The organism is Bradyrhizobium sp. SZCCHNR1053 (genome assembly GCF_032381235.1).
Classification (GTDB): Bacteria; Pseudomonadota; Alphaproteobacteria; order Rhizobiales; family Xanthobacteraceae; genus Bradyrhizobium.
Window position 1 is genome coordinate 245,766 of record NZ_JAUHJM010000003.1, and the last position, 13,177, is coordinate 258,942.

The window sequence follows — 13,177 nt, forward strand, 5'->3', positions numbered from 1 at the left end:
TCCGAAGTTGTATTGTTTACGATATAACATGAGGGGTGCTATTGTCACGTATGCAACATCGCGCGATGTTGCCGAATGCCAGGTGTTTGGATTCAGGCGATAGGCTCTTCGCGGCGGACGAGCGCGACACCCTTGACCTGGGCATAGACCGCAAGCCCCGCCCGCAGGCCGAGCTCATTCCACGAGCGCTGGGTGACACGCGTCAGCAGCCGCGCGCCGTGACCATCCTCGCCGAGTCCGAGCAAGGCCGTGACGCGGTGGTCCGACTGGCTGCGGATCTCGAGTATTCTGGCGCGGAGCACGTTGACGATGGTGCTGCGGCTCGGCGTTTCCAGCGCGAGACTGACGTCGTCAGCGAGCACGCGCAGGCGGCGGCGCGCCCCCGGCGTGAGGGGCTCGGCCGGGAGCAGGAACTGGCCGCCGGGGACTTCGAGTGTCGCCATGCCATCGGCCGTATCCTGGGCGGTGACGGTGGCGTCGAGGCTCACGGCGGCGTCGCGCGACAGCGCGAGCGGCAGCGACAGGTCGGCCTGCAGCACGGACAAGGGGCCCGAAGCCAGGACCGCGCCATTGCGCATCAGCACCAGCTGATCGGCAAGCCGCTCGACCTCGGCGAGGTCGTGGCTGATATAGAGGATCGGCAGGTCGAGGGCGGCGTGCAGCCGCTCCAGGTACGGCAGGATCTCATCCTTGGTCATCTGGTCGAGCGCCGACAGCGGCTCGTCCATCAGCAGCAGCTTCGGTTGGCTGAGCAGCGCGCGGCCGATCGCGACGCGCTGCCGCTCGCCGCCGGACAGGTGGCGCGGCGAGCGGTCGAGCAGCCGTCCAAGGCCGAGCAGCGCGACGACCTCGTCGAAGCCGATCGCGGCCGCGCTGCTCGAGCCGGGATGGCCGTACATCAGGTTGCGGCGGACCGAGAGGTGCGGAAACAGATTGGCTTCCTGGAAGACGTAGCCGATCGGACGCTGATGCACGGGACGAAAATGCTTTTCGTCCTGCCAGACCTCGCCGGCGACGGAGCATAGCCCGCCGGCGAGATGGTTGAGGCCGGCAATGCAGCGCATGACCGCGGTCTTGCCGCAACCGGACGGACCGAAGATCGCGGTCACGCCGCGCGCCGGAACCTCGAAGCGCGCGTTCAGCTCGAAGCGACCGAGCGTGCCGTGGAAATTGACCCTGACCGTGCTCATGACGCGCTGCGCGTCATCTTCTTCTCGATCAGCATCATCGTCAGAATGACGCAGAACGAGAACACGACCATGCCGAGCGCCAGCACGGAGGCCTCGGTCCATTGCGAGGTCTCGACATAGTCGTAGATCGCAACCGAGAGCACCTTGGTCTTGCCGGGAATGTTGCCGCCGATCATCAGCACGACGCCGAACTCACCGACGGTATGGGCGAAGCCGAGGATGGCGCCGGTGAGAAATCCGGGGCTCGCCAGCGGCACCGCGATGGTCCAGAACACGCGCCAGGGCGAGGCGCGCAGAGTGGCGGCCGCTTCCAGCGGCTTTTCGCCCATGGCCTCGAAGGCGTTGCGGATCGGCTGGACGACGAACGGCATCGAGAACAGGACCGAGCCGATCACCAGGCCCGGAAAAGTGAAGGCCAGCGTGCGCGCCCCCCAGAGCGAAGCCAGAGCGCCGCCCGGACCGCTGGGGCCGAGCACGACCAGCAGGTAGAATCCGAGAACCGTCGGCGGCAGCACCAGTGGGATCGCCACCAGTGCCGCGACCGCCTCCTTCCACCACGCCCGCGACCGCGCCAGCCACCATGCGATCGGCGTGCCCACGATCATCAGGACGATCGTCGCGAGCGCTGCCAGTTCGAGCGTCAGCCGGATCGGTTGCCAGATATCGGCGGAGACGTGGAGGTTCATGAATCCGAATGCTCAGGTGCCCGACTTCGGATCCAGAGCATAGCCGAACTTTTCGATGACCGCACGGGCTGCCGGGGTCTTGAGGAAGGCCAGGAATGCGGTGGCGGCCTCGTTGCCGGCGGACGCCTTCAGTAGCACGGCATCCTGGCGGATCTCGCCGTAGAGATTCTGCGGCACCAGCCAGCGCGAGCCGCCGGCGTTCGGCATCAGCTGCGACAGCGCGACGAAGCCGAGCTCGGCATTGCCGGTGTCGACGAACTGGTACGCCTGCGAGATCGTGTTGCCCTGGACGATCTTGGGCTGGATCGTCTCATAGAGCTTCAGCGCCTTCAGCGTCTCGACCGCGGCGGCGCCATAGGGCGCCGCGGTGGGATTGGCGATCGACAGCTTGTTGAACGCGTTCGCCTTCAGCGTTTCCTCGCCTTTCACCGCGTTCGGGTCCTTGCTCCATAGCACGAGCTTGCCGATGGCGTAGGTGAAACGGCTCCCGGCGACGCCGAGGCCCTCGTCGACCAGCTTCTTCGGCCGTTCGTCGTCGGCGGAGAGCAGGATCGCGAACGGCGCGTTCTCCTTGATCTGGGTGTAGAACTGTCCGGACGCGCCGAAGCTCATCACCAGTTCGTGCCCGGTCTTGGCCTTGAACAGCGCCGCGATCTCCTTGGCGGGCTCGGTGAAGTTGGCGGCCACGGCGACGTTGGCACTGCCGGCGAACGCAGTCGCGCAGGTCAGAAGAATGGCCGCCGCGCACAGAGCGGCGGTGAGGGAGCGTGTCGATCTCATCGCATTGTCCTTGTTCGTATCCACCGAGGCGGGGTCGTTTCGGTGAATTGCAAGTCCCGTTCCGACGCGTGGGCCAGTGCCGGCGCCGAGCTATATCCATTCGTATACATCAAAATAGACAGGTCGGCCAGTTCCCGTCAACCCGAGGCGATCTCGAGCGAACGCGATGCGCGTCAGTGTTCGACTTTCGACAATCGATGCCGGGCAGTGTCGGAAACATGACGGCCCGAGGACCACGATCCTCGGGCCGCAGCGGGACTAAGCCATCCGTTCCCAGAGCTGCCGCACCAGCATTCCTGCACGCTTCTCGATTGCTGCGGCGGCATCGAGCGCGAGGTCCTCGCGATAGCGGCCGGCGATCAGCTGCACGCCGATGGGCTGGCCGTCGTGGACCGTGACCGGCACGACGGCGCCGGGCAGGCCGAGCACGTTGATCGCCGAGATGAAGCGGATCTCGTTGAAGAAGATCTCGCGCACACGCTCGGGGCTGATGGTGTCGTCGCGCGGACCGGGCGTCGGCTTGACCGTGGTCGGCGCCAGCACGATCGGGTAGTCCTCGAAGAACATCTGCCAGGCACGGATATGCGTCGAGCGCTGCGCGGTCGCATTCATCCAGCCGGCGAGGTCGAGCATCTCGGCCTTGGCGCGCATCCCGCCCCAGGCCTTGTGGAAATCCTCCGACGTCACGGCCAGCATCTTGGCTTCCTGCATCACCACCACCTCGTTGGTGATGATGTCGCACCAGGTTTGCCAGACGCCGGAGATCTCCGGGACCTCGACCTCGCTGACCCGGTAGCCCGACCGCTCCAGATGATCCGCTGCCTGCCGCAGCGCCGCGTGCACGGACGGATCGACGTCCATGTCGTCAGGGATCTTGGCGAGCGCGACCTTGACCGGCCGCTTGGGCTTCACGTCTTCCAGTGGCGCTGGCACCCACCACGGATCGCGCGGATCGCGCCGGCTCATCACCTCCAGCGCCAGCCGGACGTCGGCGACGCTGCGCGCCAGCGGCCCCTGCGACGACATGAGATGTGCGAGCATCGGTCGCTCGGCAGCAGCGCTCTCGTTGTAGGCGGGGATGCGGCCCTGCGTCGGCTTGATGGTCACGACGCCATTGCAATGCGCCGGCCAGCGCAGCGACCCACCGATGTCGTTGCCATGCGCGATGGTGCCGATGCCCGCCGCGACCGCGGCTCCGGCGCCGCCCGACGAGCCGCCGCAGGTGATCTCTGGATCCCACGGGTTCAAGGTCAGCCCGTGCAGCGGGTTGTCGGTGAAGCCGCGGAACGAGAATTCCGGCGTGTTGGTGAGGCCGAGCACGATCGCGCCGGCCTGCTTCAGGTTGCGCACGACCGGCGCGTCCGACGGCGCGATGATCCCCATCTGCGATGGAACGCCGTTGGGATTCGGCCGCCCCTCGTAGTCGACGTTCTCCTTGATCGTGACCGGCACGCCATGCAGCAGGCCGCTCTTGTCCCGCGCCTTGTCGGCCGCACGCGCAGCCTTCAGGGCGTCTTCGGAGAGATCGACGACGACGGCATTGAGCTTCGGATTGACCTCATGCATGCGCGCGAGATGCGCCTCGGTCACTTCGACCGAGGAGACCGCGCCGGCGCGGATCGCAGCTGCCGTGTCGACCGCCGACCACTGCCAGACCGGTCCTTTCGGCAGCCGCGGTCTTGGCGCGGCTGCCTTCGCTTGTGGCCTGTGCTGCGGCTTGGCCTTCACGGGCTTCTTGTTGACCGTGGCGGTCACGGCCGCGCGCTTCGGGGCAGGTTTGTCAGTCTTCGCCGCCGGCTTCTTCTTTGTTGCCGTTCTCGCCATTGTGTTTCCCCCCAAGGTTGACGTTTCAGGCGATCGACATCATCAGTGGCGGCTCCACTTCGGCAGGCAGCGGGCTGACATAAGGTGTGCGCATCGTCCGCTTTTTCAGGTCGGCCTTGGCAGCTGCAATCAAGGCGGGTTCGTTGAGCGCCTTGATGCCCAGGCCGGCCATGGCCTTGGCAGCCTGCACCATGGCCTTGTGCGCGGCTGGCGTCTTGCCTTGCGCGACGACCTGCCAGGTGTGGAACGGCGTGCCGATCGCTACGGTCGGTGCATGCACCTGCACCGTCGGCACCACCCAGCTGACGTCGCCGACGTCGGTCGAGCCGATCTGCGGATTGCGCTTGGCATTGAGCGGCACCAGGAAGTCGGCCAGCGGCTTGTCGGTCGGGTCCAAGCCGATGCTGTAATAGACCGAGGCAATGTCCTTGTCGGTCAGGGTCGCCTGGATCTGTCCGGCGAAATCCTTGTCGGTCGCGTCGAAATGCGGCGGGCCGAGTTCCTCCATGATCCCGTACAGCGCCTCTTCAAGCGGCGTGTTGGGCAGGATGTTGGAGACCGCGGAGATGATCTTCATCTCCACCTTGGTCTCGGTCATCAGCGCCGCACCTTGTGCGATCTTGTGCACACGCTCGACCAGTTCGTTCATGCCGGGCAGGTCTCGGGCACGGATCGAGTAGCGCACCCGTGCATGCGCCTGCACGACGTTGGGCGCGATGCCGCCGGTGTCCAGCAGCGCATAGTGCACGCGGGCGTCGCTCGGCATGTGCTCGCGCATGTAGTTGACGCCGACATTCATCAGCTCGACCGCGTCGAGCGCGCTGCGGCCAAGATGGGGCGAGGCGGCCGCATGCGAGGTGCGTCCGGTGAAGATGAAGTCCGCGCGCGTGTTGGCGAGAGAGGGCGTCATCACCACTTCCCAGAAGCTCGACGGATGCCAGGTGATCGCGATGTCGGCATCCTCGAACGCGCCCGAGCGCACCATGAAGGCTTTTGCGGCGCCGCCTTCCTCGGCCGGGCAGCCATAGTAGCGCACGCGACCGGGAACCTTGTTGGCGGCGAGCCAGTCCTTCACGGCGGTGGCCGCGAGCAGCGCCGCCGAGCCCAGGAGATTGTGGCCGCAGCCGTGGCCATGGCCGCCGGTCTCGACCGGACGGTGCTCCGCAACGCCGGCCTCCTGGCTGAGGCCGGGCAGGGCGTCGTATTCGCCCATGAAGGCGATGATCGGGCCGCCTTCGCCCCATTCCCCCATCAGCGCGGTCGGGATGCCCGCGACCTTCTCGGTGATGCGAAAACCCTGGTGCTTCAACTCGGCGAGGTGTTCGGCGGACGAGCGGGCCTCGGTGTAGCAGACCTCGGGCATGCTCCACACCCGGTCGCTGAGCTCGATGAAACGGGTCTTGATCGCGTCGACGCCGCGCCAGATCTCGCTGCGGTTGTCCATCTCCGGTCCTTGTCCTTTGCTGCCGATGGGAAGCCGATAGAGGTATCAGCTAAGTTCCCGGGCGCCTAGCGATCCCGGGCGGGAGCAGCCATGCGGCATGCACCAGGCCGAGGGCGAGCGCGTCATCCTTTGAGCAGATGATGCCGCGATTGGATGCAGCGCGGTGGTTGCGGCAGCGCAAGGTCAGGCGAAGCGCGACGACCCGTTCTCACATTTCGGAACTATCGCCGTGCGCCATTACCGGGATCGCCGAGGAACGATCGCGGGCGGGCTTGGTTCTCGCTGCCAGGAGCACGATCGCCATGCGTGCTGGACCGATCACAATCATCGTCGCATTGCTGCTGATTCTCGCAGCCGCCATCGTCTTTGCCTATCAGGGGCTGACCCTGCCGGGCGATCCGATGCCGCGAGAAGGATGGATCGCCCTCACGCTCGGCGTGGTGTTTTCGCTCATCGTGGGAATTGGGCTGATGGTGCTGTTGTTCTACAGCAGCCGCAAGGGTTACGACGAGCCGTCACAGTTCCGGGCTGATGATCATCCCGACTGAGACCGCTCAAGCCGGACGCGGCGGATGTTGCGTACGCGGATGCCGGTCGTGAAGCAGCTTGGCGAGCTCGTGCCTCAGATCGTCGTGACCGCGCATCGCCGTCTCGAACAGCGCCTCCTGGATGTCGCGCGGCATGTCGCCCCAGACGCCGATGGCGGCGTTTCCGAGCAGCTCTGCAAATCGTGTGTCGTCCATGCGGCACCTCCGCACGAACTGACGTGCGAGGACGGCAAAGGTTCCAGGCGGGCTATTGCGTGGTGAACAGGACCAAGGCGATCGCGACGGAGAGCGCGACCGCGGACACCGTCCCCGTGGTCGACAGCACGCCCATGCGCCACAGCGCGCCGGCAAAGACGATGATGATCGGCGTCGCGGTGAGGAGGCCGAGCTGCGCTTCGGTCATGGGATCTGCTCCTGACGATGCCGGCTCTTAGCGTGCCTCGCCGGTCCGCTGTTTGCGCGCCGACAAAGAGTCAAACCGACGGTCCGACTAGCCTCTCGACGTTCAACTCGGAGGCAGGGATGTCGGCGCTCGCTTGTGAGCCGGAGCAGGAGGAACGTTGGGGCGTGCTGGATGGTCTGCCCGGCGACGCCATGATGTGGGTGCTGATCCTCAGCGAGCTCGTCGCCTTCGGCCTCCTGCTGGGCGGTTTCGTGGTGGCGCGGGCCCTCAACCCCGTCGTGTTCGCGGTCGGGCAGGCGATGCTCGATAGCCGCCTGGCCGCTGTGAACACGGCCGTGCTGGTCACCAGCGGCTGGGCCGCCGCGCGAGCTGCTGCTTCTGTGCGGCACGCCTCGACCGGGAGCGCCCGGCGCTGGCTCGGGCTCGCCGTGTTGCTGGGTGCCGTTTTCATCGCCGTCAAGCTGACGGAATATGGCGGCGAGATCGCCGCTGGCGCGGGCATGGAGACATCACCGTTCTTCACGCTCTACTTCCTACTGACGGGCTTTCACCTCCTGCATGTTCTGCTCGGCATCGTCATCCTGGCCGTCGTCGGCCGCAGCGCCACCGCCAATGGCGTCGAGACCGGGACCGCCTTCTGGCACATGGTCGACCTGGTTTGGATCGTCATGTTTCCGGTCCTCTATCTGGTCGGTTGAGCCATGTTCCGTGACCGTCTCGATCGGGCCTGGCTTCAACTGCTGGCCCTTGCCATTGCGACGCTTGCGGCGTCGCTGCTGCTGCCGAGCCGATGGCTCGTCGATGCGGCCGCACTGCTGCTCGCATTGGCAAAGGGCAGGGTGATCGTGCTCGATTTTCTCGGCTTGCGCGATGCGCCCGCGCTGTGGCGCGGCCTGCTCACCACGTGGCTGGCGGCTCTCGTTGCGCTTGCCGGGCTCGCGGTCGCGATCCGCGCGCTCATCTGATCGGCCATCGCCGCGCTCGTTGCGCTCCGACAAAGAGCCCCTCGGCATTGCCGGTAGATTGCTTTCACACCATCGAACTTCACCAAACGGAAAGGACGTGTCATGGCGGAACGCCTGACCAAGTCGGCCGCGCGGAACGTCTTTTACGGCGGTTCGGCCTTCTTCTTTGCGATCTTCCTCGGGCTCACAGCGCACAGCCACTACTACATGGTCACGACCTCGACCAATGCGTCGACGCTGTCCGACGGCGTCGCACGCGGCAAGCACGTCTGGGAGAAGAACTCCTGCATCAATTGCCATACCCTGCTCGGCGAGGGCGCCTATTTCGCGCCCGAGGTCGGCAATGTCTGGGACCGCTGGGGCGGCAGACAGGACCCGGCCGCCGCGCGCGAGATGCTGAAATCCTGGATGCAGTCGCAGCCCTCGGGCGCTCCCGGCCGCCGGCAGATGCCGCAGTTCAATTTGTCCGACCAAGAGCTCAACGACCTCGCCGACTTCCTGCAATGGGCCGACACGATCAAGCGTCAGGACTGGCCGCCGAACAAGGCCGGCTGAGCCGGCATCCCGCCCCCCGTCATGAGAGAGATCCGCGATGAGATATGAGACCCAGAAGGTCGCGATGCTGTATTTCTACGGCGCGCTGACGCTCTTCCTCGCCCAGGTCATCTTCGGCCTGCTCGCCGGCACCATCTACGTGCTGCCGAACACGCTGTCGGTCCTGCTGCCCTTCAACATCGTCCGCATGATCCACACCAACGCGCTGATCGTGTGGTCGCTGATCGGCTTCATGGGGGCGACTTACTTTCTGCTGCCCGAGGAGACCGAGACCGAGCTCTACAGCCCGCTGCTCGCCAAGATCCAGTTCTGGTTGTTCTTCGGCGCCGCGGGGGCTGCCGTCGTCGGCTATATCTTCCACTACCATGAGGGCCGCGAGTTTCTCGAGCAGCCCTTCATCATCAAGGTCGGCATCGTCGTCGTCTGCCTGATGTTCCTGTTCAACGTCACCATGACGGCGCTCAAGGGTCGCAAGACGACGGTGACCAACATCCTGCTGTTCGGTCTGTGGGGCGTCGCGATCTTCTTCCTGTTCGCGTTCTACAACCCGGCCAATCTCGCCGTCGACAAGATGTACTGGTGGTACATCGTCCATCTCTGGGTGGAGGGCGTCTGGGAGCTGATCATGGCCTCGATCCTGGCCTTCCTGATGATCAAGCTCAACGGCATCGACCGCGAAGTGGTGGAGAAGTGGCTCTACGTCATCATTGGCCTGGCGCTGTTCTCTGGCATCCTCGGCACCGGCCATCATTTCTACTGGATCGGCGCGCCCGGCTATTGGCAGTGGATCGGCTCGCTGTTCTCAACGCTCGAGGTCGCGCCGTTCTTCACCATGGTGATCTTCACGGTGCAGATGACGCTCAAGGCGGGACGCAGGCACCCGAATCGCGCCGCGCTGCTGTGGTCGGTCGGCTGCTCCGTCATGGCGTTTCTCGGCGCCGGCGTGTGGGGCTTCCTGCACACGCTGTCCAGCGTGAACTACTACACCCACGGCACTCAGGTGACCGCCGCTCACGGCCACCTCGCCTTCTTCGGCGCCTATGTGATGCTCAACCTCGCCGTGATGGCCTATGCCGTGCCGCAACTGCGCCAGCGTGCGCCGTATAACCAGTGGCTCTCGATGGCGAGCTTCTGGATCATGTGCACGGCGATGATGACGATGACCTTTGCGCTGACCTTCGCCGGCATCATCCAGGTGCATCTGCAGCGCGTGCTCGGCCAGAGCTACATGGACGTGCAGGACCAACTCGCGATGTTCTACTGGGTGCGGCTCGGCTCCGGTGTGTTCGTGGCGATCGCGGCGCTGATGTTCGTCTGGGCCGTGCTGGTGCCCGGCCGCGCCAAGGAGCCCGTGATCCCCGGCGCGCTGCAGCCGGCGGAGTGAAATCCCGCAGGCGGCGGCCTCGATGCTGCCGCCCGCATCCCCCGATTCGGAGAGTGATCATGAAGCCCGCGCTGCACGCGATCGATACCGCCCCGTCGTTTCCCTCGTACACGCCGACCGGCAATGAATGCGCGCTGTTCGAGCATGCGTTCCGGCATCGCCTGCCGGTGCTCCTGAAGGGCCCGACCGGCTGCGGCAAGACCCGCTTCGTCGCGCACATGGCGGCGCGGCTGGAACTGCCGCTGCACACGGTGGCCTGTCACGACGACCTCACCGCCGCCGATCTCACCGGACGCTATCTGCTCAAGGGCGGTGACACCGTCTGGACCGACGGCCCGCTGACCCGCGCCGTGCGCGAGGGCGGCATCTGCTATCTCGACGAGGTCGTCGAGGCCCGCAAGGATGTGACCGTGGTGCTGCATCCCCTCACCGACGACCGCCGGATCCTGCCCTTGGAGCGGACCGGCGAGGAGCTGATCGCGCCCGACGGTTTCATGCTCGTGGTGTCCTACAATCCTGGCTATCAGTCGCTGCACAAGGCGCTCAAGCCGTCGACGCGGCAGCGCTTCATCGCCATCGAATTCGGCTTCCTGCCCGCCGAGCAGGAGATCGCGGTGGTCGCCGCCGAGAGCGGGCTGCCGCCGGAGCGCGTTCGGCCGCTGGTGGCGCTCGCGCATCGCCTCCGCGCGCTGCAGGGCCATGACCTGGAGGAGGGCGTCTCGACCCGGCTCCTGGTCTATTGCGCAACCCTGGTTGCGGCTGGCACGCCCGTCGCCGACGCCGTGCTCGCCGCGATGATCGAGCCGCTCACCGATGACGCCGACGTCAAGGCCGCTTTGCGCGAGGTCGCGCGTGCCGTGATCGGGTGAGCCATGCTCGACTTTCTCGAACTGGAGGAGACCGTCGGCCGCGCCTGGCACCGCATGGTCGGCACGACCTCGAGCTATCCGGTCCATCCGGATCAGGCCGTCGCGCTGAACGAGATCAGTGGCCGCATCGCCGTGATGTTCCGCGCGCTGGGCGGCGAGAGCGGCGTGCAGGTCGCCGGAGCCAGGGCGCGCAAGTCGGGCCATCGGCTCGGCTGGCGCCAGCGCATTGGCCTCGGCGACGAATGCCTCGATCAGGCCGGGCGCGACGGCGCCACCGTGTTCCTGCCGGAGACCATCGCTTTGCTGCCGGATCGCGCGCTCAATGCGCAGCTCTATCACTGGCTCGCGGCGTGGTTCGCGACCATGGCGGTCGAGCCGATCGCGGAGCGCGATCCGCTGCGGCATGATCTGCTGGCGCTGCGCCGGGCCTGTGAGACGACCTCGCTGGTGCTGGCGCGCTTTCCGGGACTGGCGCGCACGCATGCGCAACTCGCCGAAGCGCTGGCTGCGGCGCGGCCGCGGCGGCCGCTGCCTCGGCTCGAGCAGCAGGTCGAGCATATCGTCATGGCGCTGCTCGGCGCCGGCGCGCCGCCCAAGGGCGCGCTGTGGAATGCGGTCATCGCCGGCGGCGCGTTGCCGGAGGCCGCCCCGCCCGGCTATCGGACGATGCTGCCGTGTCCGCTATGGGGCGATTGCTGGAGCCGCGATGCCGTTGCCGCGGCGCGCGATGACGACGAGACGCAGACGCCCGCGGAGCAGGAGGGGGCACCCGACACCCGCAAGCGCTTTGCGCGGCGCGAGCGCGACGACACGGCCAAGCGCGATCCGTTCATTCTCAACCGCTTCGAGAAGATCCTGGCGATGGCGGAGATGGTCAATGTCGATCGCCCTTCCGACGATCCCGACGATGACGATGCCCGCAAGGCCGCCGACGATCTCGATGAGCTCGCGATCGCCAGGCGCAAGGGGCGTCCGGCGAGCAAGCTGAAATTCGATCTCGACCTGCCGCCCGAGGCGGTGGACACGGCCCGGCTCGACAGCGGCCGGCTGTATCCCGAATGGAATTATCGCAGCGGCGCCTATCTGCCGGACCATTGCCGCGTCGTGACCGGCGACGCCGCCGAGGCGGGCGAGGCGTGGGCTCCGGACGATGCGATGCGTCGGCGCATCCGCAGCGTACGGCGCAGGTTCGAGACCTTGCGGCCGCGTCACGAGGTGATGCGCGCGCAGGCCGACGGCCACGACCTCGACATCGACGCGCTGGTGCGCGCGCGCAGCGATCTCAATGCCGGCCATGGCGGACTTGATCGCGTGCATCTGGCGATGCGCCCGCTCGCGCATGATCTCGCGGTGACTCTCCTGGTCGACGTCTCCCTGTCCACCGATGCGTGGATCGACGGCGTGCGCGTGCTCGACGTCGAGAAGGAGGCGCTGCTGGTGCTGGCGCATGGGCTGTCGGCCTGCGGCGACAGCCACAGCATTCTCACCTTCACCTCGCGGCGCAACTCATGGGTCCGCCTGGAGACCGTGAAGGCATTCGGCGAGCCGATGAGCGGGCGGGTCGAGCGCCGTATCGGTGCGCTCAGGCCCGGCTACTACACGCGCATCGGCACGGCGGTGCGTTACGCCGCCGGCGAGCTCGCCGAGCGACCCGAGCGCAAGCGTCTGCTGCTGGTGCTGACCGACGGCAAGCCGAACGACGTCGATCACTATGAGGGACGTTTCGCGATCGAGGACACGCGCAAGGCGGTGCAGGAGGCGCGGCGCGGCGGCGTCGCGGTGTTCGGCGTGACCATCGATGCGTCGGCGCAGTCGTATTTTCCGACCCTGTTCGGCCGCGGCGGCTACGGCATCGTCGGCAACATCAGGCGACTGCCTGCAGCACTGCCCGCACTGTATCGGCAGATTGCCCATTGAGGTCGGACGCTGGTTGCGAGTTGCGAGCTGTTTCTTACCTTTCGGGAGCTTGCTCCCCTTCAGGTCGCCGGCTCGCGCAGATTCCGCAACGGCACCGGCAAATGACCCATCAGCTTATCGAACTCGCCAGGGTCGAGCTTCTCCCAGAGAATTTCGAAGATGCCGCGTGCGGCCCTGAGCGGATCGACCGGAAATTGTGGCGGCAACTGACGGAAGATGTCATCGACGAAATATTCGAGATGGCGGTCCTTGGTCGGCGTCGCCGCGTGATGCCAGCCTTCGTAGTAGATGCCGCGAATGAGCAGCGGCAGCTGCGCGCCGAAGTTCACGGCGGTCGCCATCGGCAGGCGGTCGCGCAGCACGTGCAGCACCGCGCGCAGCGCGTTGTAGGCCTGCTGTCGGCTCGAGAGCGCGAGGCGCTGCTCGATGGCCTTCAGCCAGATGTTGGTTTCCTGGACGGTGTGATCCAGAGCCGTCACGCCGATCTCGCTCATGTGATTCTCCATGAATGCTGCACAAGATGAATGCTGCACAAGGACCGTTCGCGGGACGCCGAACGAAGCAACAGCGACGACTGATTCGCTAGGGAGCCTTGTGAGTAGGCGGCGCGTT

General features: G+C 66.3%; 15 protein-coding genes. 7 read left to right on the top strand and 8 right to left on the bottom strand.

What is annotated here, in order from left to right; genetic code table 11:
* Positions 1-92: 92 nt before the first annotated feature.
* From modC to QX051_RS10285, 5 genes are all read right to left on the bottom strand, one after another.
* Positions 93-1,190, bottom strand: coding sequence for a molybdenum ABC transporter ATP-binding protein (gene modC, locus QX051_RS10265; protein WP_315738520.1), 1,098 nt, complete (start codon positions 1,188-1,190; stop codon positions 93-95).
* Positions 1,187-1,876: a molybdate ABC transporter permease subunit gene (gene modB / locus QX051_RS10270; RefSeq protein ID WP_315738519.1), complete on the bottom strand. Its 690-nt coding sequence runs from the start codon at positions 1,874-1,876 to the stop codon at positions 1,187-1,189. The genes modC and modB overlap by 4 nt, the downstream gene beginning before the upstream one ends.
* A gap of 12 nt (positions 1,877-1,888) precedes the next feature.
* Positions 1,889-2,656 (bottom strand): molybdate ABC transporter substrate-binding protein, encoded by a 768-nt coding sequence (gene modA, locus QX051_RS10275; protein WP_315772031.1) that lies wholly within the window; start codon positions 2,654-2,656, stop codon positions 1,889-1,891.
* 258 nt (positions 2,657-2,914) lie between these two features.
* Positions 2,915-4,480, bottom strand: coding sequence for an amidase family protein (locus QX051_RS10280; RefSeq protein ID WP_315776020.1), 1,566 nt, complete (start codon positions 4,478-4,480; stop codon positions 2,915-2,917).
* A 25-nt stretch (positions 4,481-4,505) separates the two neighbouring features.
* The gene (locus tag QX051_RS10285) at positions 4,506-5,924 is read right to left on the bottom strand and encodes a M20 family metallopeptidase (RefSeq protein WP_315776021.1); all 1,419 of its coding nucleotides are present in this window, start codon (positions 5,922-5,924) and stop codon (positions 4,506-4,508) included.
* Between the two features lie 302 nt (positions 5,925-6,226).
* Here QX051_RS10285 and QX051_RS10290 point away from each other — a divergent pair, with 302 nt between their 5' ends.
* Positions 6,227-6,472 (top strand): hypothetical protein, encoded by a 246-nt coding sequence (locus tag QX051_RS10290; protein ID WP_315776252.1) that lies wholly within the window; start codon positions 6,227-6,229, stop codon positions 6,470-6,472.
* A gap of 6 nt (positions 6,473-6,478) precedes the next feature.
* Here QX051_RS10290 and QX051_RS10295 read toward each other — a convergent pair whose 3' ends face one another.
* Both QX051_RS10295 and QX051_RS10300 read right to left on the bottom strand, forming a co-directional pair.
* Positions 6,479-6,667 carry a hypothetical protein gene (locus QX051_RS10295; protein WP_315776022.1) on the bottom strand — a complete coding sequence of 63 codons (189 nt, stop codon included), beginning with the start codon at positions 6,665-6,667 and terminating at the stop codon, positions 6,479-6,481.
* Positions 6,668-6,719: 52 nt separating this feature from the next.
* The gene (locus QX051_RS10300) at positions 6,720-6,875 is read right to left on the bottom strand and encodes a hypothetical protein (protein WP_315738513.1); all 156 of its coding nucleotides are present in this window, start codon (positions 6,873-6,875) and stop codon (positions 6,720-6,722) included.
* A gap of 119 nt (positions 6,876-6,994) precedes the next feature.
* On the opposite strand from QX051_RS10300, the gene QX051_RS10305 reads away from it, so the two are divergent.
* The 6 genes from QX051_RS10305 to QX051_RS10330 all read left to right on the top strand — a co-directional run bounded on the left by QX051_RS10305 (position 6,995) and on the right by QX051_RS10330 (position 12,565).
* Positions 6,995-7,573: a cytochrome c oxidase subunit 3 family protein gene (locus QX051_RS10305; protein ID WP_315776023.1), complete on the top strand. Its 579-nt coding sequence runs from the start codon at positions 6,995-6,997 to the stop codon at positions 7,571-7,573.
* 3 nt (positions 7,574-7,576) lie between these two features.
* Complete coding sequence (locus QX051_RS10310; protein WP_315755398.1) at positions 7,577-7,840, top strand: cytochrome C oxidase subunit IV family protein; 264 nt, start codon at positions 7,577-7,579, stop codon at positions 7,838-7,840.
* A 102-nt stretch (positions 7,841-7,942) separates the two neighbouring features.
* The gene (locus QX051_RS10315; RefSeq protein WP_315738510.1) at positions 7,943-8,395 is read left to right on the top strand and encodes a cytochrome c; all 453 of its coding nucleotides are present in this window, start codon (positions 7,943-7,945) and stop codon (positions 8,393-8,395) included.
* Positions 8,396-8,432: 37 nt separating this feature from the next.
* A complete protein-coding gene (locus tag QX051_RS10320; RefSeq protein ID WP_315776024.1) occupies positions 8,433-9,779 on the top strand; it encodes a cbb3-type cytochrome c oxidase subunit I in 1,347 nt (448 codons plus the stop codon).
* Between the two features lie 59 nt (positions 9,780-9,838).
* Positions 9,839-10,648: a CbbQ/NirQ/NorQ/GpvN family protein gene (locus QX051_RS10325; RefSeq protein ID WP_315776025.1), complete on the top strand. Its 810-nt coding sequence runs from the start codon at positions 9,839-9,841 to the stop codon at positions 10,646-10,648.
* 3 nt (positions 10,649-10,651) lie between these two features.
* On the top strand, positions 10,652-12,565 hold the full coding sequence (locus tag QX051_RS10330; protein WP_315776026.1) for a nitric oxide reductase activation protein NorD: 1,914 nt from the start codon (positions 10,652-10,654) through the stop codon (positions 12,563-12,565).
* A 59-nt stretch (positions 12,566-12,624) separates the two neighbouring features.
* Here the strand turns inward: QX051_RS10330 and QX051_RS10335 are convergent, their stop codons facing one another.
* Positions 12,625-13,059 carry a DUF2267 domain-containing protein gene (locus tag QX051_RS10335; protein WP_315738506.1) on the bottom strand — a complete coding sequence of 145 codons (435 nt, stop codon included), beginning with the start codon at positions 13,057-13,059 and terminating at the stop codon, positions 12,625-12,627.
* Positions 13,060-13,177: the final 118 nt, after the last annotated feature.